The organism is Jiangella alkaliphila (genome assembly GCF_900105925.1).
GTDB classification, from domain to species: Bacteria; Actinomycetota; Actinomycetes; order Jiangellales; family Jiangellaceae; genus Jiangella; species Jiangella alkaliphila.
Genome location: NZ_LT629791.1, coordinates 945,512 through 970,497, shown reverse-complemented (window position 1 = coordinate 970,497; position 24,986 = coordinate 945,512). Strand labels below are relative to the sequence as shown.

Here is a 24,986-nt window from a genome sequence, read left to right as displayed (position 1 = left end):
CCTAAGGGTTGCGGTCCTTCGTCAGGGTAATCCGCTCGGGGCCCCGCGCACGTACAGTGGTGATATGGGTGTGCGACGGAGCATCGGTACCTGGGCGGGCACGACCGCGGCGCGCCGGGCCGCGCCGCTCGTCGCCGCTCGTGGCGCGAACCAGTTCATGTCGAAAGCCATCGAGGGCTTCCCCGGCTTCCCGGGCGCCCGCGAGGTGGCCCGCCGTCATCTCGACAAGCGCGGCGACGTCGAGCGGGCCATCCGCGACGTCGTCGAGCAGCACGTCCGGCTGGCCGGCGTGCAGGGCTTCGTCACCAACGTCGGCGGCATCGTCACCATGCCGGTGACGATCCCCGCCAACATCGCCGGCATCGCCGTCCTGCACCTGCGCATGGCCGCGGCCATCGCGCACCTGCGCGGCTACGACCTCGCCGACCCTCGGGTCCGCACGGCGGCGCTGGTGACGCTGCTCGGCCGCGACGGCGTCGAGGACTCCCTGCGCGGGCGCGACCTCCCGGGCCGGCCGTTCGACATCGCCACCGCGCTCAACGAGCCCGACCCCGCGGTCATCGAGCGCGCCGTTGCCGCCGTCACGTCGCAGCTGGTCGCCCGCATCGGCGGCAAGCACGCCACGCTGGCCATCGTGCGCCGGGTGCCGCTGGTCGGCGGCGCGGTCAGCGCGGGCATCGACGCGTTCTCGACCTACGCCATCGGCAAGTTCGCCGACCGCGAGTTCCCCGGCAACGTCACCGTCGAGCGGGTCTGAGCGCGCAGCGACATCACGAGCATCGTGATCAGCTGTTCGTAGGTCTCGTCGAGATCCTCCGGTAGCCCGAAACCGCCGGCCACCTCGATGTCGACGAAGCCGTGCGCGACGGCTCGGCAGCGGCGGGTGGCGTGCACGGCGTCCGAGCCCTGCAGGTCGTAGCCCCGCATGACGGCCAGGAAGACGTTCATCAGCCGGGTGCCCGCGGTGACCTGACCCGGGTTGTGCAGCGGGTCGAACGGCAGCGTCGCGTAGCGGGCCGGGTACTCGGTGGCGTAGGCCCGGTACTCGCGCAGCAGGGCGGCGACGGCATCGTCCGTACTGCGGCCCATGACCGCCGCGGCGAACCGGTCCGCCATCTCCTCCAACACCCGGATACCGAGCAGCGTCCGCAACTCGGGCAGGCCGCGCACGTGCTTGTAGAGCGACGGCGTGGCCACCCCGGCGCGGCCTGCGACGGCAGCCAGCGTCAGGCCGCCGACTCCCTGCTGGTCGACGACGGCGAGGGCGTGGTCGACGACACCGGCGGTCGTGAGGCCGGCCCTAGGCACCGCGGACCGTCGCCAGGAACGCTGCGACGGCCGGTCCGGTGACATCGGGCCGCTGGGCCTGCGGATAGTGGCCGGCGTCCGCGACCATAACGACCTCGGCCGGGCCGCCGCCGAGCGCGCCGGCGATGAAGTCGGCCTCGGCCCGCGGGTCGGTGAAGTCGGGGTCGCGCTCGCCCATCATGACCAGCACCGGCGCCGACACGTTCGCGAGGAGCGGCGTGACCGGCGCGTGCGACGTCTGAATGGTGCGGAGGAACGCGGACCACGCCCCCGGCCGGCGCAGCGCGGTCCGGATGCGGGCGACGTGGTCGGCCAGATCCGTTGGCCGGATGCCCGCGTTGAGTGAGCGGTAGTAGGCGCCCCACGCCGCCGCGCCCCACGGCCGGCGCAGCGCGACGGCCATCAGGATGCGGGTCAGCGGTGTCGTCGGGGCGTCGCGGACGAACGGGCCGAGCATGACGATCGCGCTGACCAGGTCGGGCTCGTGCGCGGCGGCCCAGACCGCAGCCGCGGCGCCCAGCGAGTTGCCGATGACGACGGCCGGCCCGCCGCCGAGCTCCCGGATCAGCGCGACGATGTCGTCGCCGGTCGCGGCGTCACCGTAGTCGGTGAACGTCGTGTCGCTGTCGCCGTGGCCGCGCAGATCCACGGTGGCCACCCGGAAACCGGCGTCAGCCAGTACCGGCGCCAGGAAGCGGTAACTCGACCGCAGGTCGCCGACGCCGGGGACGCTCACCACGAGCGGCCCCGCGCCGCGAACGTCGTAGCCCAGCCGTCCTTCCGGCCGGGTGAGGAACTGGGTGTGAACCGCCATAGCTCCAAGGCTAATCACATTAGTCAACACATGCAAGAGCTCATGCGTCAGGAGGGTTAGTGTCGAGCGATGACGCCGGCCCTGACCGATGCGGATCGCGAGCTGATCGACGCCGCCGCCGCGACCATCGACGCCAGCACCGATGCGGACAGCGCCGACGCGGCTGGCATCCACACGATGGGCGCCGCCGTCCGCGACACGAACGGCCGCATCCACGTCGGCGTCAATCTCTGGCACTTCACCGGCGGCCCGTGCGCTGAGCTCGTCGCGCTCGGCACGGCCCGCGCGAACGGCGCGCGCCGCATCGAGGCGATCGTCGCCGTCGGCAACCACGGCCGCGGCGTTGTCGGCCCCTGCGGCCGCGACCGGCAGATCCTGTTCGACTATCACCCCGGTATCCGGGTGCTTCTCCCCACCTCCGACGGCGTCCGCGCGGCGCTGATCGAGGATCTGCTGCCGCTCGCCGCGGTGTGGACCATCGACGGCGGGACGCAGGCCTACGACCCCGGGCGGTTCGACGGCTGAACGGCGGACCTCGTTGGGTCGCCCAAGCGCGGCTCTGAGGGGTACGCTTGTCTCCAGTCGATCCATCGCGGTGGACCGGAAGTGAACCCGGGAAGCTCCCGCTCGGAGTGGGGTCCCGGGTTTCGCGCTGTTCGGGGTCAGATCACTAGTTCGATGATCTTCTCGTCAAGGATCTTCCGGTAGCTGGCATCGCCCGCATACGCCGCCATGACAGCACCCACCGCGATGTCTGCGACCGCCAGGAGCGGAGTCGACGGTCCTGGCACGTGGTCGAGCCGGAACGGCCCCTGGATCAGCTTCTGATTGCGCAGCGCCAGAAGCAGCTCCACGTCGCGCGCGTTCTGCTTGGACTCTCGAGCCTCCGCCACGACCTGCACGACCCCGCGATCGTTCAACTCGGGGAGCAGACGCGTCAGGCAGTGCCGTCGACGCCGCTCGGGGCGAGTCCCGTCCAGAGCCGTGGCCAGCACCACGAGGATGTGCTCGACGCCGGTCAGTTCGGCGACGGTCGCCGCCAGCAATGTGCGGCGTGCGGTCTTGTGTTCGTCGTACCAGTGCAGCTTCCGCGAGCGGGGGAGCACCAGCGCCCGGATCGCGTCGGCGACCTCGTCGGCGGAGTCGTCCCCGATCAGCGACGCGGCCATGCTGTAGGCGTGGCCAGGGTGGACGGCCTCGCACTCGTCGACGTAGGCCACCGCGTTCTTGGGTGACGACGCGTGCGTGTCAGGTCGCCGGTTTGGGGCGGGAGTGGGCATGCGGCAGCAACTCATTCGGTCACGTGATCGGGCGCCCCACCGCCTCCCGAAGGTTACGACGCGACGTGCTGCCTCCGCATCTCGACCGTCACCGAGCGGGCTGGCAGCGAGGGCACCAGAAGCTGATGCGGTCCTGCGGAGCGGCGCCGATCGAGCCGGTCCGGATCGGGGTGCCGCAGCGCCGGCAGGGACGTCGCGCCCGGCGGTAGACCCAGTGCTGCCGGCCGGGGCGCGGATCGCCCGTGGTCACCTGGCGGCCGGTCTCGATGCCCAGGTGCAGCAGCCGGTGCGCCTCGTCGACGACGAAGCGCGGGTCGGGCACCGCGGACGCCGGCGCGTACGGCGACACCCCAGCGAGGAAGCACAGCTCGGCCATGTACAGGTTGCCGATCCCGGCCAATACGCGCTGGTCCAGCAGCGCCTCGCCGAGCGGCCGTGACTGGTCGCGCGCCAGCCGCTCGATCGCGGCCTCGGCGGACCAGTCGTCGCCGAGCAGGTCGGGGCCGAGGTGGCCGACGACGCCGGCCTCGTCGGCCGTCCGGACCAGTTCGACGACCGGGAGCCGGTACCCGACGGCCTCCGCTCGCGCCGTCGCGAGCACCACGCGGATCTGGAACGCCGGCCCGCCCCGCCACGGCCGGCCGGCCGCGAACACCCGCCACGTGCCGTCCATCCGCAGGTGCGTGTGCAGGGTCAGCCCGCCGTCGATGCGGGTCAGCAGGTGTTTCCCGCGCGCGACCGACTCGATCACCGTGCGCCCGGACAGGTCGGTCGTCGCCAGGCGCGGGACACGGAAGTCGGTGCGCACCAGCACGTCGCCGGCCAGCGCGTCGTGCAGGCGGCGGGTGGCCAGCCAGACGGTGTCGCCTTCGGGCATGCCTCACCTTCGCACACGGCGCCGAAAACACCTCGTCAACCGCCGCTCGGCTGGCTACGATGCTGGTCAGGAGCCCACGATGGAATCGCACTTCCACGACATCACCCGGGCGCTACGCAGGCGCTGGCCCGGCGGCAAGGCCACGCCCTGCGTCGTCGCCGATCCGTTCGAGACGCTGACGGTGCAGCTGCGGCTCAGCCGCGTCGTCGGCGAGATCCACCGGCTCGAATGCGACCAGGGCCGCTGGGCACGTGCTCACCACCTGGCCGCGGCCACCCGCGCGTACGACGACCTGTTGCTCGACGCCGCGCGGCTGACCGGGATGCCGGTGCCCGACGCCGCGCCCGCGATCCGGCGGGTGATGATCGAGAGCGCGCTCCGGCACGACGGCTGGAGCTGGTGACGCCCTAGACCTCGGCCGTCTCCAGGTCGAGCAGCGCCCGCTTGCGCTCCAGCCCCCACGCGTACCCCGTCAGCACGCCGGACGAGCCGACCACGCGGTGGCACGGGACGATGACGGAGATCGGGTTGCGGCCGTTCGCTGCGCCCACCGCACGCGACGCCGTCGGGCGGCCCAGTTGCTCGGCGATCTCGCGATAGCTGCGGGTCTCGCCGTACGGAATGGCTCGCAGCGCCGCCCACACCTGCTGCTGGAACGGGGTGCCGACGGGGCTCAGCGGCAGGTCGAAATCCTGCCGCTCGCCGGTGAAGTACGCGGCCAGCTGGTCGCGGGCCGCGGCGAACGGCGCGTCGTCCTCGACCCAGCCGGGCTGGTCGAGTGCCGCCGGGCGCTCCATGTAGAGGCCGGTCAGCGCCGTGCCGTCGCCGGTCAGCCACATCGTGCCGAGCGGACTGTCGAACGTGGTCCAGTACATGATCTGCCTTTCAGAGAGTCGACCAGACGCGCAGCAGCGCGTACGAGCGCCACGGCCGCCAGTTCTCGGCCAGCTCGGCCACCGCCCGTGGTTCGGACGGCAGCCCGAGCCTGGCCATGGCGTGCTTGACGCCGAGGTCGGTCGGGAGGAAAACGTCAGGGTCGGCGAGCGCGCGCATGCGCACGTACTTCGCCGTCCACGGGCCGATGCCGGGGACGTCCATCAGCCGCCGCTCCGCTTCGTCGCGGTCGACGCCGGTGTCGAGGCCGATCGTGCCGTCGGCCAGCCGGCTGGTCAGCTCGTGCAGCGTGCGCTGCCGGCTGCGCGGCATCGGGAACGTCGCCGGGTCGGCGGAGGCCAGCACGGCCGCCGCCGGGAACGCGTGTGTGACGGTGCCGACCGGCGCGTCCAGCGGCTTGCCGTGCTCGGCGACCAGCCGGCCGGCGACGGTGCGCGCCGCGAGGACGGAGATCTGCTGGCCGATCACGCCGCGGACCGCCAGCTCGTCGCCGTCGACCGTGCCCGGCACCCGGACGCCCGGACGCGCGGCCACCAGCGGTCCGAGCGCGGGGTCCGCGCCGAGCAGGTCGTCGACGGCCTGCGGGTCGGCGTCGAGGTCCAGCACCCGGCGGCACCGGGCCACCGCCGCCGTCAGGTCGCGCGGGTCGGCCAGCCGCAGCGTCGCCTGCACCCAGCCGTCGCGCGGCGTCAGCTCCGCGACGCCCGTGCCGTGCGGCAGCGTCAGGCTGCGCCGGTACGTGGCGCCGTCGACCTCCTCGATGCCCGGCACTGCGCGCAGCGCCAGGAAGTCCAGCACGCCGCGGAGGTCGGCCGGCTGCCGGTACGCGAGTCGCAGCTCGACCGTCCCGGCGGTCGCCGCGCGACCCCGTTTGCGGGCCCGGCCGCGCAGCTCGCTCGGCGTCAGCGCGTAGACCTCGCGGATCGTGTCGTTGAACTGGCGGATGCTGGCGAACCCGGCCGCGAACGCGATCTCGGTGACCTGGAGCTCCGTCGTCTCGAGCAGCACCCGCGCGGTGTGCGCCCGCTGTGACCGGGCCAGCCGCAGCGGGCCGGCGCCGACCTCCTCGACCAGCGTCCGGTGCACCTGGCGCTCGCTGTAGCCGAGCCGGCCGGCCAGTCCGGCGACGCCGTCGCGGTCGACGACGCCGTCCGCGATCAGCCGCATCGCCCGGCCGACGACGTCGGCGCGGGCGTTCCACTCCGCCGATCCCGGCGTCGCGTCGGGCCGGCAGCGGCGGCAGGCCCGGAAGCCGGCCGTCTGTGCCTCGGCGGCGGTGCGGTAGAAGCGCACGTTCTGGCGCTTCGGCGTCATGGCTGGGCAGCTGGGACGGCAGTAGATGCCGGTCGACGTGACGCCGATGTAGAAGACGCCGTCGAACCGCGCGTCGCGGCCCTGAACTGCGCGGTAGCACGCCTCTTCGTCCAACATGCTTACCAGTGTCACCCGCCGGCGGCCGGCTTACTAGCGGGAATCAGACATGGCCGTGAGAGGCCGGGGTCAGGGCGTGACGGCACCCTGACCCCGCACGGCGCCGCGTCGAGGATGTGCGGCCAGCCAGGGGACTGGCCCCAGGCCGACCGCGAGGTCCCAGGCGGCGGCGAGCGCCACAAGGGAAAGGAAACCAGCCCTCGACGTCGGTGGCTCCGGCCGGCGCACCTTGCCGTTCCGAGGTGCACAGTCCAGGCGGGGCCAGATGTGGGTGGGTCCCGCCCTGGGCCTGTCGAGCCACCGTGCCGCGCCGCGCCCTCACCCGCCCCCCGTGGACGGGGTGAGGTGGCACGCCACGTGGGGGTAGGTGCGTCAGGCCGTCGCGCTGTGACACGCGAATCGGAAGAATTCGACTAAATGTCGCGGAACGCCTCGATGCGGGCGCCGAGAACGGACAGCCGGGCGGCCAGATCCTCGTAGCCCCGGTTGATCACGTACACGTTGCGCAGCACCGACGTGCCCTTCGCGGCCATCATCGCCAGCAGCACGACGACGGCCGGGCGCAGCGCCGGCGGGCAGATGATCTCCGTGCCGGACCACCGCGTCGGGCCCTCGACCAGTACGCGGTGCGGGTCGAGCAGCGTCACGTTGCCGCCGAGCTTGGTCAGCTCGGTCAGGTAGATCGCGCGGTTCTCGTACACCCAGTCGTGGATCATCGTCTGGCCGTTCGCGGTGGCCGCGATCAGCGCGAAGAACGGCAGGTTGTCGATGTTCAGGCCGGGGAACGGCATCGGGTGGATCTTGTCGTGCGGCGCCCGCAGCGTCGACGGCCGCACCGTCAGATCGACCAGCCGGGTCTCGCCGTTCGCCGCGACGTACTCGCCGCTGCGGTCGTAGTCGAGGCCCATCTCTTCCAGCAGCGCCAGCTCGATCTCGAGGAACTCGATCGGCGCCCGGCGGACCGTGACCTCCGAGCCGGTGACGATCGCGGCGGCCAGCAGGCTCATCGCCTCGATCGGGTCCTCGGACGGCGCGTAGTCGACGTCGACGTCGATGTCCGGGATGCCGTGCACCGTCAGCGTCGTCGAGCCGATGCCGTCGATGCGGACGCCCAGGCGGCGCAGGAAGAAGCACAGGTCCTGGACCATGTAGTTCGAGCTGGCGTTGCGGATGACGGTGACGCCGTCGTTGCGGGCCGCCGCCATCAGCGCGTTCTCGGTGACGGTGTCGCCGCGCTCGATCAGCACGATCGGCCGCACCGGCGACGTCGAGCGGTCGACCTCGGCGTGGTAGTAGCCGCCGGTCGCCTTCAGCTCGAGGCCGAACGGGCGCAGCGCGGACATGTGCGGGTCGACGGTGCGGGTGCCGAGGTTGCAGCCGCCGGCGTACGGCAGCTTGAACCGAACCTCACGATGCAGCAGCGGGCCGAGGAACATGATGACGCTGCGGGTGCGCCGGGCCGCCTCGACGTCCATGCTGTCGAGGTCCAGCCGCTCGGGCGGGGTGATCTCGAGGTCGCGGCCCTCGCCCAGCCAGCGGGTGCCGATGCCGATGCTCTCGAGCACCTCGATGATGCGGTTGACCTCTTCGATACGGGCGATGCCGCGCAGGGTGGTCTTGCCCTTGTTCAGCAGGCTGGCGCACAGCAGCGCGACGCTGGCGTTCTTGCTGGACCGCACCTCGATGCTGCCGGAGAGCTGCTGTCCGCCGCTGACCCGCAGATGCACGGGTCCCTGCGGTGCCAGCGACACGATCTGCTTGTCCAGTGACTCGCCGATACGGGCGATCATCTCGAGACTGAGGTTCTGCTGCCCGTGCTCGATGCGGTGGATCGCGCTCTGGCTCGTGCCGAGCGCGTCGGCGAGCTGGCTCTGGGTCCAGCCCCGATGCTGCCGCGAGTCGCGGATCAAACGGCCGATCTGGCCGCGGTAGTCGTCTGCCACGAGCGGAACGATATCTCAGCTATGAGTTAACGGCTGCCACATTCGTCACATTGGTATCCAGAAGTTGCGACGTGAGCGAGCTCTCATCCGCGCCATGAGGTCTTCGGCGCAGCGTCGGGCAGCCGCCGGGAGCATAGTCGACCGTGCGGTCGTCGTCGTCCCGAGTGCACGGGATCGGCACATTCGGCGCGACCCGCCCATCCGGACGGCCGAGCTCCTTGCATGTCGTCCGGTCCTGAGACGGCGCGCGCGGCGGCTTGGTTCCCCGGCTGACTCGCACCGTGGTTTGCCGCGTTGGCGGGGGTGTTGCCGAGTTTGCCGTCCCCCTGCTGCCCATTTTCTTAGCCGTGAACGTGCGCCTCAAGTCCGCGCCCGCTGTGGTGGTTGTTCGCTGCTTGCGGGGCTTGGACATGACCCGCGCGTCCCCGGTCTAAGCCTCGATCCGTGGACGAGCGGTCTGTTGATCTCCGGATCCGATTGTTGATCTTGATGGTGGTTTGGGCGGGGATGGTCCGCTGGTCTGCCCAGCTTTTCCACGTGTCAGTCTCTGGTCGGGCCCTCGCGGGCGGGTGGTCGGGTCAGGCCGCCGTTGGCGGGCCGGTGGTGAAGACCGCGCTGCAGAGGTTGGTCCAGTGGCCGGCCCAGGGCCAGCGCTCGGGCAGGTGCAGCACGCGGCGGCGTTGCGGTCGGGCCAGCCGGGCGGGAACGGTGACGAGGTGTCGGCGGAGTGTCGCACCGCGGGCCACGGCATGCCGGTCGCCTCCGGCGAGGGTGCCGGCGGCGCGCAGCAGGTTGTGAGTCATCGCGGCGCAGATCGCCCAGGCGCTGTTCGCGGCGAACCGGCCCGAGGGCAGGTGCGCCAGCGGCCCGTCGATGAGGTCGGCGAACACGGTCTCGATGATTGCGTGCCCGCGGTGGGTGATGTCCGCGTCGGCGGTGGGCTCGGTGCTGTCGGTGAAGAACGGGTGATGGCGCCAGACCGGGAACAGTTCATCGCCGCGTGCCCGGTCGCGGACCCGGCGCACGACCAGCCGCGCGGTGACCGGGTGCTTGGTGGAGCCGAACGCGGTGAACGGTACTTCAGCGACCTGTGCGTCGGAGATCAACTCGCTGGTGTCCGGGTCGACGGCCGCGCCCGGATAGTGCACCGCCGTCCAGGCGTCGTCGTCGATGGTGGCGATCGCCCGGGCCACCGCACGGTTCTTGATCAGCACGACGGAGAACCGGGCCCCCGCCTTCTGGCAGGCGTTGACGACGGCGCTGTTGCCGAAGGCCGAATCACCGCGGACCAGGATCTGCCCGCTGGCACCGGCGGCGCGGGCGGTCCCGATCGCCTCGCGCACCATCGATGCCGCGCCCTTTCCGGAGTTGGCCTTCCCGGCGCGCAGCCGGATCCCGGCCACCACCGGCGCACCACGTTCGGTGCTGATGGTGGTGGCCAGCGGCGACAGGCCCTTGCGCATCACCTGCCGCCCGGCGATCTTGGTGTGGCCGAAGCTGGCGCCCTGCTTGGCGTGCCCGTAGACCGGGCGCAGCAGCGAGTCGATGTCCACGAACACCCGGGTGTCGATGCCGGGCAACAACCCAGTCCGCTCGACCAGGCCGACCAGGTGCGCCCGCGCGGCCGACGCCAACTGCAGGGCGTGGCCGTGGGTGAACTCGCGCAGGAACCGCCCCAACGTCGCAGGCGCATACACCTCGCCGAACAGCCGCCCATCCCGCCGGAACGGATCACGTCCAGATCGTCGATGCTGTCCGCGCCGGCCGCCATCCCCGCGATCACCGCGGTGAGCTTGCCCGCCGGGTTCACCCCAGCCGACCGCACCCTCATCGCGGTGATCTTCACCCGGTCGGTGACCAGCTCCGACAGGCCGGCCTTCTCAGCCAGCGCCATCACCGGGACCAGCCCGGCGTAGGACACCAGGCTCGGATCATCGAACATCGGCGTGGCCCGCGACCACGCATGAGATAGCCTCACTGAAAGTGCCTTCCGGGCAGCGGCGATCAGGACCTCGACAATCCAGATCCTCCCTGCACAGAAGGCACTTTCTCTGTCACCACACCGAGCGATCAGCTACCGGTCCACGGATCGAGGCTAACGACGTTGTGCGCAATAGGGATCGGGGCGTCCTCGGCTGAGGTGTCGGCTGTTTCGGCTACCGGGCGGCGGCGCGGTCGGAGACCAGCGATGCGACGGCGGCGATCGTCTCGGGTAGGTCGTCGCGGCGGCCGATCCAGCGTTGCAGGGGGCGCCAGTGCTTGAGTTCGCCGATGCCGTGCTCGACACAGATCCGGGTCGATGACTGGGCGTGGCGGGCTGCTCGCCAGGCGGCGAGGTCGTTCTCGGTGGCGTCGCCGCCAGGCTTCTTCGGTGGGATGCGCACCTGGCCAGGGTGGGCCTTGGCCAGGCCTTTGTAGCCATCGTCGAGTTCGGCTTCGACCCCCGGGTACAGGTCGAGCAGCTCGTCGATGCCGTCGGTTTTGACCGCGGTCTGGTCATGCATCCGGCCCGGCCGATACCCGCCGGCGAACAAGGTCCGCCCATGGGCGTCGGTGATCTGGCGTGAACTTGATCGTGTTCTGCCGCTTCTTCCCGGACACGAACGCCCGCCGCCCGGGCCGGTTCGCTCTCGGGCGGCGGACCTGGATCTCCGAGCCGTCGATTCGCAGCGTGACCCCGTGATGGGCGGCGTAGGCGAACACGTCGGCCAGGGTGCGCAGCCGGACCCCGGCCGGGGCGGCGTACCCGCGACCGGCCAGCAGCGGACGGACCTGACGCACCGCCCGGGTGATCGTGGACCGGTCGACCCCATACAGCCGGGCCAGCGCGGCATGCGGCAGCTGCAGCCGCAGCACGACCAGCGTGACGATCACCCGGTCGACGAAGACCAGCTCGTGCTTGCGCCCAGCCCCTTCGGCGCGGCCACGGCGTTGTCGGCCACGGCGCTGGGCCAGCTCAGACTCCCGCCGGCCCGCCCATGGCCCGGCCAGCTCGGCCACGAGGCGACCCAGGTGGTGACGGGAGATCCCGATGAAGGCAGAATGAACCAAGGCCGCACGAGCCCATGATCGACTAGACACCGCTTCATGATCTTGTGCGGCCGCCCATCAGCTCCGCAGCGACGCGCCGTGACCAGCAATCACCTGCCGTCACCTCTATTGCGCACCAAGTCGTAAGAACGGGCAGCTATCAGGGGGACGGGGAAGTGCGGGCACAGCCCGTGTGGGGTTGGTCGACTTCGATGGCGCCGGCTGGCTTCGATAGCGGTGACCGTCTTCGATGGGGTGCGAGGACGGTTTCTGCCATCGAGGACGACTGTCGCCGTGGAGGACGGTGCGGGTCCTGGTCTGGCGTTACGTCGTGGTCTGCCGTTACGCGAAACGGTGGAATCGGGGCTCGTAGCGTGACTGGAGACCAGGACGTGACGGCAGACCAGGACCCCGGCGGACACCATCCTGGGTCTGACGCGCGTCCTGGGTGTGAGTCGCGAATTCGGGCCCGAAACGGGTGTTCGGCGCACCTCACACCCAGGACGCGCCTCACACCCAGGAAGCCAACGCCGCAAAGTATTGCGAACGGTGCATATCGGGCGCGGGGCTGTGCCCGGTTCTTCCCCGTCCCCCTGATAGCTGCCAGTTCTTAGGCCGCGGACCCGCGGGTCAAGCGGTCATCGACGGCGCGAAGCGCCCATCAGTCCGCTTGAGGCGCGGCGCGGCTAAGAAAATGGGCAGCAGGGGGACGCCCAACTCGGCAAACCCTGGCGCACCTAAGCCCCTGGTCAGAGGTCGAACGCGTAACGGCAGAAGGCCTTGCGGACGTCGAGGATCGGGTGGCTGTCGCGGGTGTAGTAGAGCTTGTTGGTCAGCAGCACGGCCCAGCGGCGACGGCGGACGGAGACCCACATCGCGGTCCCGGTGAAGCCGAAGTGCGCCCACACGTCGCGCCCGCCCACGCCCTCCGGCGTCGGCGCGGGATGCCAGAACAGGCCGCGGGCCGGCTGCAGCGCGCCGGTCTGCACCTTCAGCGACTCCTTGATCCACGCCGGCCCGAAGCCGGGGCGTCGCGGCGCCTGGTCGGGCGCGAGCAGGTAGCGCAGGAATGCGGCGAGGTCGGCGACGACGGAGAACACGCCGGCGCTGCCGCAGACGCCGAGCAGCCGGGCGGAGTAGTCGTGCGGCGTGCCCCTGAGATGCTGCCCGGCCGACTCGTCCCACTCGGTCGGCGCGCACCGCGCGACGTCGGCCTCGTCGACGGGCCCGAACCGGGTCGACTCCATGTGCAGCGCATCCCAGGCGCAGGCCCGGCTCAGCTCGTCCAGTCGCAGCCCGGTGAGCCGCTCGGCGAGGATGCCGAGGATCAGCGCCGCGCGGTCGGTGTACTCGACGACCTGGCCGGGGCGGTGGCTGAGCCGTTCGCTCAGGATGCCGCGCTCGACGTCGGCGCGATCGGTGCCGTAGAGCGCCTTGAGGTTGGCCCGCGACGGGACGCCGGCGGTGTGCGTGAGCAGCTGCTGGGCGGTGACGCCGGCGAGGTCGTGACCGTCGAGGTCGGGCAGGTAGTCGACGAGGGGTCGGTCGAGGTTGAGGGTGCCGTCCTCCCAGAGCGTGCCGACGCAGGACCAGACGGCGACGATCTTGGTGAGGCTGGCGAGGTCGAACAGGGTGTCCGGGCGCATCGGGTCGTCCGGCACCGAAGGATCGAGCAGCCCGCAGGCTCCCTGGGCGCGGACTCCGTCGGGATCGCCGACGGCCCAGACCGCGCCGGGCAGGACCGCACTGTCCACGGCGCGAGTCAACAACTGGTCGATGGCTCTCGTCATGGTGCCGCCTATGAGGTTGTGGTGGCGCCCGGGGTTGCGCCACTTCTTTCATGATCGGCCGAAAATAGGCGGTTCCGGGATAGTTGTCTCATCTGGTGAACACGGTGAGACGCGGGCGGCGCACCCCGTCGTGCGCGGATCGGTCCGGACGCGGGAGACTGGGGGCGGCGATCGTCAGCCGACTCGAGGAGATCCCGTGCGCGACGAGACCATCGGCGCTTTCCTGGACGGCCTGGCCGCCCGGGTGCCCGCCCCCGGCGGCGGTGCCGTCGCTGCCCTGCATGCCGCCCAGTCGGCCGCTCTGCTCGGTATGGTGGCGCGCTACAGCACCGGCCCCAAGTACGAGCAGTACGCCGACGTCGTCGAACGGGTGCTGGTGAAGGCCGACGCGCTACGCACCGACGCGCTGGAGCTGGCCGAGGACGACGCCGAGGCGTTCTTCGCCGTCACCGAGACCTACCAGCTGCCGCAGGACACCGACGAGGAGAAGGCGGCGCGGTCCGCGGCGATCGCCACCGCGCTGGCCGCGGCCGCCGAGCCGCCGGCCGCCGTCATCATCGCGGCGACCCACCTGGTCGCGATGGCCGAGGAGCTGCTGCCCGTCGGCAACCCGAACGTGGTCACCGACGTCGCGGCCGCCGCCGAGGCCGCCCGCGCCGCCGCGACGACGGCCCGGCTGAACGTCGAGATCAACCTCGCCGGCGTCACCGACCAGGCGGTCCGCGACCGGCTGACGGCGACCGCGGGCGAGGTCGACGACCTCGCCGCCCGGGCCGATCAGGTCACCGCCGCGGTGCGCCAGCAGGTCGGCGAGTGACGGCGCGGCCGCTGACCGGCAAGGACTTCGCCGCCCGCATCCGCGCCCAGGTCGCCGACGCGGCCGCCGCCAAGCGCGCCGAGGGGCGGCCGGCCCGGCTGGTCATCGTCACGGCGACCGACGACGAGGCGAGCGCCTGGTACGTCCGCTCCATCGCGTCGGCCGCCGGCAAGGCCGGCCTCGACTGCGACGTCGCCGACCTCGGCACGACGGCGACCGCGGCCGGCATCGCGGACCGGCTGGCCGCGCTCAGCGCCGACCCGGCCGTCGACGGCGTCATGCTGCAGACGCCGCTGCCGCCCGGCGTCGCGCTCGCCGAGGTGTCCGGCGCGATCGACCCGGCCAAGGACGTCGACGGCGCCAACCCGCTCTCGCTCGGCCGGCTGGCCGCCGGGCTGCCCGCCTATGCGCCGGCCACCGCCTCCGCCGTCGTCGCGCTGCTGGACGAGTACGCCGTCGACCTCGCCGGCGCCCGGGCCGTGGTCGTCGGCCGGTCCGTCGTCGTGGGCAAGCCGCTGGCGCACCTGCTGCTGGACCGCGACGCGACGGTGACGGTGTGCCACTCGCGCACCCGCGACCTCGCCGCCGTCACGTCGACGGCGGACGTGCTGGTCGCGGCCGTTGGCCGGACCCACCTCATCGAGCCTGAGCACGTCCGTCCGGGCGCGGTGGTCGTCGACGTCGGCACCAACCCGACGTCCGACGGCGGCCTGGCGGGCGACGTCGACCCGGCGGTCGCGGACGTGGCGGCGGCGCTGACCCCGGTGCCGGGCGGCGTCGGCCCGGTGACCACGGCGCTGCTCCTGAAGAATGTTGTTGACTGAGTCAAGGGTTTCCTTGATACAGTCAACGGTATGACCGAGGTACAACGCGACCAGGTGGCCGCGGTCCGTCAGTTCAACCGCTTCTACACACGCGTCATGGGCTTCCTCGACCAGGAGCTGCTGCGGTCGGGCTACTCGCTCACCGAGGGGCGCATCGTCTTCGAGCTGGGCCGGCGCGACGTCACCGAGGTCGGCGAGCTGCGCGAGGCGCTCGACATCGACGCCGCCCAGCTCAGCCGCACGCTGGCCCGGTTCGAGTCGGCCGGGCTGATCGAGCGCACCCGCTCGGCCGCCGACGGCCGCAAGCTGCTGGCCGCGCTGACCGACGCCGGCCGCGCGGCGCGCGAGGACCTCCAGAACCGCTCCGACCGGCAGGTCGAGCAGCTGCTCGACGCGCTGCCCGAGGCCGACCGCCGCCGGCTGGTGGCCGACCTCGACTCCGTCCGCAGGTTGCTCACCGACTCCGAACGGCCGCGCACGGTCGTCGTCCGCGGGCTGCGCCCGGGCGATCTGGGCTGGGTCGTGCAGCGCAACGCCGTCCTCTACACCCAGGAGTACGGCTGGGACCGCAGCTACGAGGGCCTGGTCGCGCGCATCGTCGCCGACTACGTCGAGCACCTCGACCCGGCCCGCGAGCACGCCTGGGTGGCCGAGCTGGACGGCCGCCCCGTCGGCGCCGTGTTCTGCGTGCGCAAGGACGACACGACGGCGCAGCTGCGGCTGCTGCTGGTCGACCCCGACGCGCGCGGCAGCGGCATCGGCACCCGGCTGGTCGAGGAGTGCATGGAGTTCGCCCGGTCGGCCGGCTACACGTCGATGATCCTGTGGACCAACGACGTGCTCGTGGCCGCCCGGCGCATCTACCAGAAGGCGGGGTTCGAGCTGGTCGAGGAGAACCGCCACCACAGCTTCGGCCACGACCTGGTCGGCCAGATCTGGCGGCGCGAGCTCTGACCCGCCGGCTCACGACCCCTTCGGCGTGACCAGCCCGTGGTCGAAGGCGAAGACCACCGCGTGGACGCGGTCGCGCAGGCCGAGCTTGTCGAGGACCCGGGTCACGTGCGTCTTGACCGTCGCCGCGCCGATGTGCAGGCGCGCGGCGATCTCCGCGTTCGACAGGCCGCGGCCGAGCAGCAGGAGCACGTCGTGCTCGCGCTCGGTGAGGCGGGCCAGCCGGCGGGCGGTCTCCGGATCGGGCGGGACCGGGGCGGACCGGGCGAACTCCGCGAGCAGACGGCGGGTGACGGACGGGCCGAGCAGGGCGTCGCCGGCGGCGACGGTCCGGATGCCGTCGATGAGGATCTCCGGCGGGCTGCGCTTGAGGAGGAAGCCGGCCGCGCCCGCGCGGATGGCCGCGAAGACGTACTCGTCCAGCTCGAAGGTGGTGAGGATCAGCACGCGCGGCGCGCCCGCCCCCGCCGCCGTGATCGCGCGGGTGGCGGCCACCCCGTCCTGGACCGGCATCCGGATGTCCATCAGCACGACGTCGGGTGCCGTGGCAGCGGCCAGCCGCGCCGCCTCGCGGCCGTCGGCCGCTTCGCCGACCACGACGAGATCGGGCTGGGTTTCCAGCATCATTCGCAGCCCGGCGCGCATCAGGTCCTCGTCGTCGGCGAGCAGGACCCGGATCATGGCGTTCCCTCCAGTGGCAGCGTGGCCGCGACGCGCCATCCGCCGCCGTCAGCGGGGCCGGCGTCGAGGCTGCCGCCCAGGCCGCTGACGCGCTCCTTCATGCCGGTCAGGCCGCGGCCGCCGCCGGGCCACCGGGTGGCCGGCCCGGCGCCGTCGTCCGTGACCACCACGGCGAGGTCGCGGCCGGTGAGTGCCACGTCGACGACGGCATGGGCCGGCCCGGCGTGGCGGACGACGTTGGTCAGCGACTCCTGGACCACCCGCCCGGCCGTCTCGGCGGTCCGCGGCGGCAGCCGGCGCAACACCTCCGCCTCCGGCAGGCGGAGCTCGGCCGTGACGTGGCCGGGCAGCCCGGCCACCAGCGCGCGCAGGGTCGCCTCGAGGTCGTAGGTGTCGGTGAGCAGTCCCAGGATCCGGTCGAGATCGGTCATCGCGCCACGGCCGACGTCCTCGATCCGCGCGAGCGCCTCCTGCACCGGCGGCGCGTCGTCGGCGAGGACGAGACGGGCCGCACCGGCATGGGTGACCATCACCGTCACCGCGTGTCCGACCGCGTCGTGCAGCTCCCGGGCCATCCGGTCCCGCTCGGCCGCCACGGCCCGTTCGCTGTCGCGAGCGCGCAGCGCGTCCTGAGCCTCCCGGCGGGTCCGGCCCGCCCGGCCCACCAGCCAGGCCACGAAGTGGACGGCCACGGCGGGCACGAAGGCGGCCTCGTCGCCCGCGAGCGCCACCAGGGCGGCCACCAACGGGCAGGGCGGCGAGCTCCGCCGCACGCCAGGGCGCCCGGGTCTGGACGACCAGGGTCAGGGCGAGCGCGGTCGCCAGCGAGACGTTCGTGACCTCCGCGCCGGACGCGACCGCCGCCACCGTCGCCGCGCCGGCCGCCCAGAGCGCCCAGCCAGGCGCGAACCGCCGCCCCGCGATCGCGACGAACCACACGACCGCGCAGACCCGTTCGACCGGCGAACCGCTGAGGACGGACGCCGTGTGGTCCGACGGGCCGATGGCGATGACCGCGGAGAGGTACGCGACCACGACGTCGAGCGCGACCCACACCGGGCCGCGCTCCACCGTCCGATCGGGCCGCCAACGCTCCCACCAGCGCCTCACGAGGGACAGGCTACGGCCGCTGTTGCGTGGCTGCCGTCCCCCTGGGCGGTGACACCCGGTCCACCCGCGCGGTGACCCATTCGATGCGCGCCGGCGGACGCGCCCGCTGGTCCGGCCCGGACACGATCGCACCATGACGCAGCAGCTCAGCCCCCATGTCACCCCGACCACCACGACCCGACGCGGACGGCGGGTGCTCCGCCGCGTCGTCCGCACCCTCCTGGTCCTGCTCGGCGTGCTCGCCGCGCCGCCCGTCGGGGCCGCCGCCCTGTGGGCGACCGCCATGGCCACCCCCGAACCCACCCTCTTCACCGCCGCCGGCCTCGTCGCCATGACGGTGACCTGCGCGCTGCTCGTGTACGCCGGCCTGCGGCGCCCGCGGGTCACCGCTGCCGTCACCGTGGCGGTGGTCGCCGTGACCGCCGCACTCGCGTCGGTGACCGTCCTGCTGCCCATGGACGAGACGCCGCCCACGCCGCAGTCGCAGCCCACGGGCTACTGGACACTGCCGACCGGGTCGCGCCTGGCCTACACCCACACGCCCGCCGAAGGCGCCGCGGCGACGACCCCGATCATCGTGCTGCACGGCGGGCCGGGGACGCCGGGCGACGGCCCCGATGACGTGGACCGCCTGCTCGCCGGGCAGGGCTACGACGTCTACACCTACGACCAGCTCGGCGCCGGCCGCTCGGACCGGCTCGACGACCCCACCGGCTACACGGTCGCCCGCCAGGTCGCCGACCTCGAGGCCGTCCGCGCCACGATCGGCGCCGACCGCGTCGTGCTCATGGGCGCCTCCTGGGGCGCCACGCTGGCCGCCGAGTACACCGCCGAGCACCCCGAGCACGTGGCCGGCCTGCTGCTCACCTCGCCCGGCGTGCTGTGGGCGCCGGCGTGGGCCGATCGCGAGGAGGGCGACATCTGGGACCGGCTCACGCCGGAGCAGGAGCGGCGCATCGACGACCTCGAGGCGAGCCCGCGGCTGCTGGCCTGGGCGCTGCTCATGGAGGCGAACCCGCGCGCCGCGCACGCCGTAGTCGGCGACGCCGAGATCGACGCGGTCTTCGCCGAGCTGCTGACGATCGCCGCGCCGGCGGCGACCTGCCACCCGGACCAGCCGACCGGCGAGACGCCGCAGTCCGTCCCCGGCTTCTACGCCAACCAGCTCACCTCGGCCGACCAGCTGACCGTCCCCGATCCGCGGCCCGCCCTGCGCGACGTCGACGTGCCGGCCCTCGTCCTGCGTGGCGCGTGCGACTACAAGGACCCGGCCATCGCTCGTGAGTACGACGAGGTGCTGCCCAACGCCACGCTCGTCGAGGTGCCCGGCGCCGGTCACCTCATCGACGCCGAGCAGCCCGACGCGTACCGTCGCGCGGTCCTCGAGTTCCTCGACGGCCTGCCCTAGGCGATCGCCAGCCAGGGGTCCTCGAGCACGGCGGCGAGGTCGCGGACGAACTCCGCGGCCTGCGCGCCGTCGATGACCCGGTGGTCCGACGACAGCGTCATCGTCATCTTCTGCACGACCGCGAGTTCGCCGTCCTTGACACCCGGCTCGGGCCGCACCGCGCCGACCGCCAGGATGGCCGCCTCGGGCGGGTTGATCACGGCGGTGAAGTGGTCGATGCCGTACATGCCGAGGTTGCTGACGGTGAACGTGCCGCCGGTCATCTCGTCCAGGCCGAGCTTGCGGTCGCGGGCCTTGCCGGCCAGCGTGCGGGTCTCGGCGGAGATGCTGGTCAGGCTCTTCGTGTCGGCGTCGCGGATGACCGGCACGACCAGCCCGGTCTCGGTCGCCACCGCGATGCCGACGTGGATGCGCCCGTGCTGGACGATCGCCTCGGGCGTGAACGACGAGTTCACGACCGGGTGGTCGCGCAGCACGACCGCGACGGCCCGCACGATGATGTCGTTGACGCTGACCTTCTTCTTCTCCGCCGCGACCAGCCGCTCGTTCAGCTGCGCCCGCAGCGTCGACAGCGGGCCGGCGTCGATCGTCTTCGTCACGTAGAAGTGCGGCGACGACTGCATGCTCTCGGTCAGCCGGCGGGCGATCGTCTTGCGGATCGACGTCAGCGGGATCAGCTCGTCGGTCTCCTCGACGGCCCGGGCGGCAGCGGCCGGCGCCGCGGGGGTGCTCACCGGGGCCGCCGGAGCGGCGGAGGCCGCCTTCGCGACGTCGGCCCGGATGATCCGCCCGCCGGGGCCGGAGCCCGGCACCGTCGCCAGGTCGACGCCCAGCTCGCGGGCGTCGCGCCGGGCCAGCGGCGAGGACAGGATGCGGCCCGCCCCCGTTGATCTTGGAGTAACCGCGGAGTTGCCGTCCGATTCGCCTGATTGATCCCGCGCTTTCTCCAAGATCAACTCGGGTGCGGGTGCGGGTGCGGGTGCGGGAGCTGCGGGGGCGGGCTCGGACCCGCCGACGGGCTCGCCGGCGCCGACGAGCCGGGCGATCGGCGCGCCGATCGGGGCGGTGTCGCCCTCCTTCACCAGGATCTCGCCGAGCACGCCCTCCTCGTAGGCTTCGTGCTCCATGACGGCCTTGTCGGTCTCGATCTCGACCAGGACGTCGCCCGGGTGGACCTCGTCGCCGACCTGCTTGCGCCAGGCGCTGACGACGCCCTCCTCCATCGTGTCGGAGAGGCGGGGCATCAGGATGTCGGTCATCGCTGAAATCTCCTCAGTGCGCGCCGACGGACCGGCGGCCGACGGCGTCGAGGGTCTGGTGGACGACGGTGACGACGTCGTTCGCCGACGGCAGCGCCGCCAGCTCGAGCGGCTTCGCGTACGGCAGCGGCACCTCGGCCATCGCCACCCGCCGTACCGGGGCGTCGAGGTAGTCGAACGCGCCGTCGGAGATGGACGCCGCGACCTCGGCGCCGATGCCGTACGTCAGCCAGTCGTCCTCGAGCACGACGGCGCAGGACGTCTTCTTGACCGACTCGATGATCGTCGGCCGGTCCAGCGGGCGCAGGCTGCGCAGGTCGACCACCTCGGCGGAGATGCCCTCCTCCGACGCCAGCTTCTCGGCGACCTGCAGCGCGACGTGCGCCATGCGCGAGTACGCGACCAGCGTGATGTCGGTGCCCTCGCGGGTGACGGCGGCGCGGCCGATCTCGGCCGGCTCGTCGCCGTCGGGGACCTCGCCCTTGGTGTTGTAGAGCGCGAGGTTCTCGAGGAACAGCACCGGATCGTTGTCGCGGATGGACGCGATCAGCAGCGCCTTCGCGTCAGCCGGCGACGACGGCGCCACGACCTTGAGGCCGGGCGTGAACGCGTAGAACAGCTCGACGTTCTGCGAGTGCGTGGCCGCGAGCTGCTGGCCGCCGCCACCGGGGGTGCGGATGACCATCGGCACCGACCGCTGGCCGCCGAACATGCCGTAGATCTTCGCGGCGTGGTTGACGATCTGGTCCAGCGCGAGCAGCGAGAAGTTGATCGTCATGATCTCGACGACCGGGCGCAGGCCGAGCATGGCCGCGCCGACGGCGGCGCCGGTGAAGCCCTCCTCGGCAATGGGGGTGTCGCGGACGCGCTTCGGCCCGAACTCGTCGAGCAGGCCGGCGGTGATCTTGTAGGAGCCCTCGAACCGGCCGATCTCCTCACCCATCAAGAAGACGTCCGGGTCGCGGAGCATCTCGGCGCGCAGGGTGTCGTGCAGCGCCTGGCGGTAACTCATGACGGCCATGTCAGGCTCCTACCGGGAACAGCGGGTCAGCGGGGAGGCGGCGCGAGTCGTTCGGCACCGGGCTCGCGTAGGTGTAGTCGAACAGCGACGACACCTCGGGCGCGGGGCTCTTGTCGGCGAACTCGACGGCGGCCTTGACGATGCGGTGGACGTCGGCGTCGATCTCGGCCAGCTGGCCGGCGTCGGCCACCTTGGCGGCGACGAGCCGGTCGTGCAGGCCGGCGACGGGGTCCTGGGCGCGGACCTCCTCGACCTCCTCCTTGCTGCGGTACGCGGCGGGGTCGACGACGGAGTGCCCGCGCAGCCGGCCGCTCACGGTCTCGAGCAGGTACGGCTTCTGCTCCTTGCGGGCCCGCTCGACGGCGACCTTCGCCGCGTCGCGGACGGCGATGACGTCGTTGCCGTCGACCCGCGCAGACTCCATGCGGTACGACGACGCGCGCCTGTACAGCTCGGGCTCGGCTGAGGACATCTCGACGGTCGTGCCCATGCCGAGGTGGTTGTTGACGACGACGAACACGATCGGCAGGTCCCAGAGCGTCGCGATGTTCAGCGTCTCGTGGAACGCGCCGATGTTCGTGGTGCCGTCGCCCATCTGGCACATGACGACCTCGTCGCCGTCGCGGTAGTTGACCGCGAGCGCGGCGCCGGCCGCCAGCGGCAGCTGCCCGCCGACGATGCCGTAGCCGCCGAGCTGGCGGACGTCGGTGTCGAACAGGTGCATCGAACCGCCCCAGCCCTTGCTGACGCCGTCCTGCCGGCCGTAGAGCTCGGCCATGACCCGGCCCGGGTCCATGCCGCGGATCAGCGCGTAGCCGTGGTCGCGGTAGTTCGTGAAGAGGTAGTCGCGCTCTTCGATGGCCGCCATCAGGCCGACGACGGTGGCCTCTTCGCCGAGGTTGAGGTGGCAGTAGCCGCCGATCTTCGCCTCGGTGTACGCCTGCGCGGTGCGCTCCTCGAACCGGCGGACCAGGAGCATCTGACGGTAGTACCCGAGCAGTTCCTCGGAGTTGTTCGCCGAGCGCGCCGGACGCTTGCGACTGGTGGTCGCCACTCTTACCCGCCCTTCGTTGTCACGGGGCGCGTCCTGGACGTCGGACGTGGGACGCGCAGCGGTGGCCCGGCGGTGGCCGGGCAAAACAATGAAACGTTAGCGTTTCATTGCGTCCAAGCCTACCTCCGAGTCAGGATGGCCAGGTGACTGCACGGGGGACGGCGACGGCGCCGCGCGGGCGGCCGCGCGACGTCGACCGCGCGGCCCGGCGCGACGCGCTGCTCGAGACCGCGATGCGGCTGTTCCTCGCGCACGGATACGGCGACACGACCATCGAGGTCATCGCCGCCGAGGCGCGGGTCGCCAAGCGCACCGTCTACACGACCGTCGGCGACAAGGCCGACCTTTTCGTGGCCGTCGTGCGCCGGCTCGGCGACCGCGTCGTCAACACCGTCGCACCCGACGCCGGCGACCCGGTGAGCGACCTGCACGCGTTCGGGGTGCGGCTGGTCCGGCTCATGCTCTCCGACGAGGCGATCGGGCTGCACCGGCTGGTCACCGGCGAGGCGGCGAAGTTCCCCGACCTCGCCGCCCGGCACTACGCGAACGGGCCGCGCCGCTACATCGGCGTGCTGTCCGGCCTGCTCGCCGCGCTGCCGCCTGAGCGGATCGCCGTCCGTGCCGACGACCTCGATCTGCTGGCCGAGCAGCTGTTCACGCTGCTCATGGGCGAACCGCACCGGCGGCGGATGTTCGGCCTGGACCCGGCGCCCACCGAGGCGGCCGCCGCGGAGCACGTCAGCCGGACGCTGGAGCTGATCCTCATTCCTGGCCGGGAATGAGCACGACGGCGTCGCCGACGGGCCGCTCGACCGGGTCGCTCGGGGTGTTGACGACGCCGTCGTCGGTGACGACGGTGCTCGAGCCGCCGCCGTCGAGGTTCAGCGCCTCCTCCGCGCCGAGCGAGTGCATCAGCGCCGCGGTCTCGGTGATGCTCAGTCCGACGCTGCGGCCCGGCTGGCGCCCGTCGACGACCGCGAACACGAGCCGCCCGTCCGGCAGCACGCCGGCCGCGGTGCGCGGGTTGCGGCGCACGTACCAGCGCCAGTAGAAGTCCGCCCGCGCGGTGCCGCCCAGTGTCGCCGGGCTCCAGCCGTCGCGCACCGGGTCGAGCGCGGTCGCGCCGTCCTCGACCAGCAGCGGGCCGCCGTTGACCACGGTGGCGTCCGGCCGCAGCGGCACCCGCCGGCCGGTGTCGCCGTCGACGACCCGGGTGTCGAGGGCGAGCCGTACTCCGACTGTGCCGTGCTCGGCCAGCCAGGCCGCGGTGTCCCCGGTGCCCTGGACGACGACGGTGTCGGCCTGCGGTTCCGCGCCGCCCCGGACCGGTGCCGCCTCGACCACACGGCCGCGGCCGTCCAGCCGGACCTGGTACCCGGCGCCGGCCGGCAGCGGCGCGCCGAAGTCGGCGGTGAACGCGACCAGCTCGTGCGCGTTGCCGCAGGTGTAGTCGTGCGCCGGCGCCGCGATCGGCGTCGCCGCGCCCACGCCGCCACAGTTGAGCACGAGGCCGGGCTCCCGGTTGAGGCCGGTACCCTGGGCTGACTCGCGGCCGGCTCGGAGGGAGAGGTCGGTGGCCAGCCGACGCACCCGGCCGTCGCCGTCGCCGGTCAGCAGCAGCGCCGGGCGGTCGCCCACCGACTCCGACGCCAGCCGCCCGTCCACCACCGAGATGCCGGCGGGGTCGCCGTCGGTGCCCTCGAGCCAGGGTCCAGGGACGTTCCGGCTGCCGTCGATGGTGAAGAAACCGCCGTTGACCGCGGCCAGTGCGCCGACCCGGTCCACGATCGCGCTGGTGGTCTCGCGGCCGAACACCTCGCCGGTCGCCAGCTCGGTGCGGACCGTGCCGTCGTACACGTCCGGGTCGACCTCGATGATCGTCACCCGCCACGGGCCGTCGGTCTCGGCGCCGTCGTGCCAGGTGTCGTCGACGCGCGGCGTCAGGCCGGCCGCCCGCAGCGGCGGCAGCAGCGCCTCGGCACCGGCCGCCGTCGGGAACAGGCCCACCCGCACGGTCCAGCCGAGCGGGGCACCGGACGGCGCCGGTTCCGCGGCCGGCTCGATTCGTGGCTGCAGCCCGGCCGCGCGGACCCGGTCCGCCAGCGCGCCGGCCTCGGCCTCGGTCGTCGCGAAGCCGGCGGTCGCCGTGTAGCCGTCGTCCGGGTCGACGGCGCCGCGGACGATCCGGTACAGCGTGACGCCGGGCGCCAGCTCCTCCTGCTCGCGCTGCTCGACCAGGCCGGCCGGACCCAGCGGCAGCTCGTCCGGCAGCAGGTCAGCGGCCGCCGACGGGGCGGCGCCCGCGCCCGCGACGCCCACCCCCAGGACGCAGACGCCGGCGAGGGCGGAGAGGGCGACGCGTGTCGGCTTGCGCATGAGACGTCCCTTCTGAGGGGGTTGCCGGACGGAGACGCACGCTAATCCGCCGAGGTGGCGGGTGGATGAACGGGGCGCGAGCCGGGTCCGGCAGCCGGATGACTGTGCGATCTCCTGT

At 72.6% G+C, this 24,986-nt stretch carries 22 protein-coding genes and 2 pseudogenes; 8 read left to right on the top strand and 16 right to left on the bottom strand.

Features of this window, described 5'->3' with window-relative positions; translation table 11 throughout:
* Nucleotides 1-64 precede the first annotated feature (64 nt).
* Entirely contained in the window at nt 65-757 is a 693-nt protein-coding gene (locus tag BLV05_RS04530; RefSeq protein WP_046767155.1) for an EcsC family protein, read from the top strand.
* Here BLV05_RS04530 and BLV05_RS04525 read toward each other — a convergent pair.
* On the bottom strand, nt 694-1,308 hold the full coding sequence (locus BLV05_RS04525; RefSeq protein ID WP_052762178.1) for a TetR/AcrR family transcriptional regulator: 615 nt from the start codon (nt 1,306-1,308) through the stop codon (nt 694-696). The two genes, BLV05_RS04530 and BLV05_RS04525, sit on opposite strands and share 64 nt — an antisense overlap.
* Complete coding sequence (locus BLV05_RS04520; protein ID WP_046767157.1) at nt 1,301-2,122, bottom strand: alpha/beta fold hydrolase; 822 nt, start codon at nt 2,120-2,122, stop codon at nt 1,301-1,303. The genes BLV05_RS04525 and BLV05_RS04520 overlap by 8 nt, the downstream gene beginning before the upstream one ends.
* Nucleotides 2,123-2,191: 69 nt before the next feature.
* Here BLV05_RS04520 and BLV05_RS04515 point away from each other — a divergent pair, with 69 nt between their 5' ends.
* Entirely contained in the window at nt 2,192-2,647 is a 456-nt protein-coding gene (locus BLV05_RS04515) for a cytidine deaminase family protein (RefSeq protein WP_046767158.1), read from the top strand.
* Between the two features lie 137 nt (nt 2,648-2,784).
* On the opposite strand, the gene BLV05_RS04510 is transcribed toward BLV05_RS04515, so the two are convergent.
* Both BLV05_RS04510 and BLV05_RS04505 read right to left on the bottom strand, forming a co-directional pair.
* Nucleotides 2,785-3,342: a hypothetical protein gene (locus tag BLV05_RS04510; RefSeq protein ID WP_052762179.1), complete on the bottom strand. Its 558-nt coding sequence runs from the start codon at nt 3,340-3,342 to the stop codon at nt 2,785-2,787.
* 148 nt (nt 3,343-3,490) lie between these two features.
* Nucleotides 3,491-4,279: a DNA-formamidopyrimidine glycosylase family protein gene (locus tag BLV05_RS04505; protein ID WP_046767159.1), complete on the bottom strand. Its 789-nt coding sequence runs from the start codon at nt 4,277-4,279 to the stop codon at nt 3,491-3,493.
* 79 nt (nt 4,280-4,358) lie between these two features.
* On the opposite strand from BLV05_RS04505, the gene BLV05_RS04500 reads away from it, so the two are divergent.
* Nucleotides 4,359-4,682 (top strand): hypothetical protein, encoded by a 324-nt coding sequence (locus BLV05_RS04500; protein ID WP_052762180.1) that lies wholly within the window; start codon nt 4,359-4,361, stop codon nt 4,680-4,682.
* A 4-nt stretch (nt 4,683-4,686) separates the two neighbouring features.
* Here BLV05_RS04500 and BLV05_RS04495 read toward each other — a convergent pair whose 3' ends face one another.
* The 6 genes and pseudogenes from BLV05_RS04495 to BLV05_RS04470 form a co-directional block, all read right to left on the bottom strand.
* On the bottom strand, nt 4,687-5,154 hold the full coding sequence (locus tag BLV05_RS04495) for a methylated-DNA--[protein]-cysteine S-methyltransferase (protein WP_046767160.1): 468 nt from the start codon (nt 5,152-5,154) through the stop codon (nt 4,687-4,689).
* A gap of 10 nt (nt 5,155-5,164) precedes the next feature.
* On the bottom strand, nt 5,165-6,604 hold the full coding sequence (locus tag BLV05_RS04490; RefSeq protein ID WP_046767161.1) for a DNA-3-methyladenine glycosylase 2 family protein: 1,440 nt from the start codon (nt 6,602-6,604) through the stop codon (nt 5,165-5,167).
* A gap of 413 nt (nt 6,605-7,017) precedes the next feature.
* The gene (locus BLV05_RS04485) at nt 7,018-8,547 is read right to left on the bottom strand and encodes a helix-turn-helix domain-containing protein (protein ID WP_046767162.1); all 1,530 of its coding nucleotides are present in this window, start codon (nt 8,545-8,547) and stop codon (nt 7,018-7,020) included.
* Between the two features lie 578 nt (nt 8,548-9,125).
* Nucleotides 9,126-10,525: pseudogene (locus tag BLV05_RS04480) on the bottom strand (IS1380 family transposase).
* Between the two features lie 178 nt (nt 10,526-10,703).
* A pseudogene (locus tag BLV05_RS38490) lies at nt 10,704-11,628 on the bottom strand (transposase family protein).
* Between the two features lie 698 nt (nt 11,629-12,326).
* Complete coding sequence (locus BLV05_RS04470; RefSeq protein WP_046771924.1) at nt 12,327-13,367, bottom strand: serine hydrolase domain-containing protein; 1,041 nt, start codon at nt 13,365-13,367, stop codon at nt 12,327-12,329.
* A 196-nt stretch (nt 13,368-13,563) separates the two neighbouring features.
* Between BLV05_RS04470 and BLV05_RS04465 the strand changes: the two genes are divergently transcribed.
* From BLV05_RS04465 to BLV05_RS04455, 3 genes are read left to right on the top strand one after another with little or no spacing between them, the layout of a single operon-like run.
* Nucleotides 13,564-14,184, top strand: coding sequence for a cyclodeaminase/cyclohydrolase family protein (locus tag BLV05_RS04465; protein WP_046771925.1), 621 nt, complete (start codon nt 13,564-13,566; stop codon nt 14,182-14,184).
* Nucleotides 14,181-15,008: a bifunctional 5,10-methylenetetrahydrofolate dehydrogenase/5,10-methenyltetrahydrofolate cyclohydrolase gene (locus tag BLV05_RS04460; RefSeq protein WP_046771926.1), complete on the top strand. Its 828-nt coding sequence runs from the start codon at nt 14,181-14,183 to the stop codon at nt 15,006-15,008. Before BLV05_RS04465 ends, BLV05_RS04460 begins: the two co-directional genes overlap by 4 nt.
* A gap of 30 nt (nt 15,009-15,038) precedes the next feature.
* A complete protein-coding gene (locus tag BLV05_RS04455) occupies nt 15,039-15,962 on the top strand; it encodes a bifunctional helix-turn-helix transcriptional regulator/GNAT family N-acetyltransferase (protein WP_046771927.1) in 924 nt (307 codons plus the stop codon).
* Nucleotides 15,963-15,971: 9 nt separating this feature from the next.
* On the opposite strand, the gene BLV05_RS04450 is transcribed toward BLV05_RS04455, so the two are convergent.
* On the bottom strand, nt 15,972-16,640 hold the full coding sequence (locus tag BLV05_RS04450; protein ID WP_046771928.1) for a response regulator: 669 nt from the start codon (nt 16,638-16,640) through the stop codon (nt 15,972-15,974).
* Nucleotides 16,637-17,383: a sensor histidine kinase gene (locus tag BLV05_RS04445; RefSeq protein ID WP_052763010.1), complete on the bottom strand. Its 747-nt coding sequence runs from the start codon at nt 17,381-17,383 to the stop codon at nt 16,637-16,639. The genes BLV05_RS04450 and BLV05_RS04445 overlap by 4 nt, the downstream gene beginning before the upstream one ends.
* 500 nt (nt 17,384-17,883) lie before the next feature.
* Here BLV05_RS04445 and BLV05_RS04435 point away from each other — a divergent pair, with 500 nt between their 5' ends.
* Nucleotides 17,884-19,158, top strand: a complete 1,275-nt coding sequence (locus BLV05_RS04435; protein WP_052763011.1) for an alpha/beta fold hydrolase — start codon at nt 17,884-17,886, stop codon at nt 19,156-19,158.
* Here the strand turns inward: BLV05_RS04435 and BLV05_RS04430 are convergent.
* Genes BLV05_RS04430 through pdhA form a run of 3 tightly spaced genes read right to left on the bottom strand, consistent with a single transcriptional unit; the run spans nt 19,155 to nt 22,492 of the window.
* On the bottom strand, nt 19,155-20,417 hold the full coding sequence (locus BLV05_RS04430) for a dihydrolipoamide acetyltransferase family protein (protein WP_046771930.1): 1,263 nt from the start codon (nt 20,415-20,417) through the stop codon (nt 19,155-19,157). The genes BLV05_RS04435 and BLV05_RS04430 overlap by 4 nt on opposite strands.
* 13 nt (nt 20,418-20,430) lie before the next feature.
* Entirely contained in the window at nt 20,431-21,438 is a 1,008-nt protein-coding gene (locus BLV05_RS04425) for an alpha-ketoacid dehydrogenase subunit beta (RefSeq protein WP_046771931.1), read from the bottom strand.
* 1 nt (nt 21,439) lies between these two features.
* On the bottom strand, nt 21,440-22,492 hold the full coding sequence (pdhA, locus tag BLV05_RS04420; RefSeq protein ID WP_046771932.1) for a pyruvate dehydrogenase (acetyl-transferring) E1 component subunit alpha: 1,053 nt from the start codon (nt 22,490-22,492) through the stop codon (nt 21,440-21,442).
* 143 nt (nt 22,493-22,635) lie between these two features.
* Between pdhA and BLV05_RS04415 the strand changes: the two genes are divergently transcribed.
* Nucleotides 22,636-23,274 (top strand): TetR/AcrR family transcriptional regulator, encoded by a 639-nt coding sequence (locus BLV05_RS04415; protein ID WP_046771933.1) that lies wholly within the window; start codon nt 22,636-22,638, stop codon nt 23,272-23,274.
* On the opposite strand, the gene BLV05_RS04410 is transcribed toward BLV05_RS04415, so the two are convergent.
* Nucleotides 23,255-24,868, bottom strand: a complete 1,614-nt coding sequence (locus tag BLV05_RS04410) for a phosphodiester glycosidase family protein (RefSeq protein WP_052763012.1) — start codon at nt 24,866-24,868, stop codon at nt 23,255-23,257. The genes BLV05_RS04415 and BLV05_RS04410 overlap by 20 nt on opposite strands.
* Nucleotides 24,869-24,986: the final 118 nt, after the last annotated feature.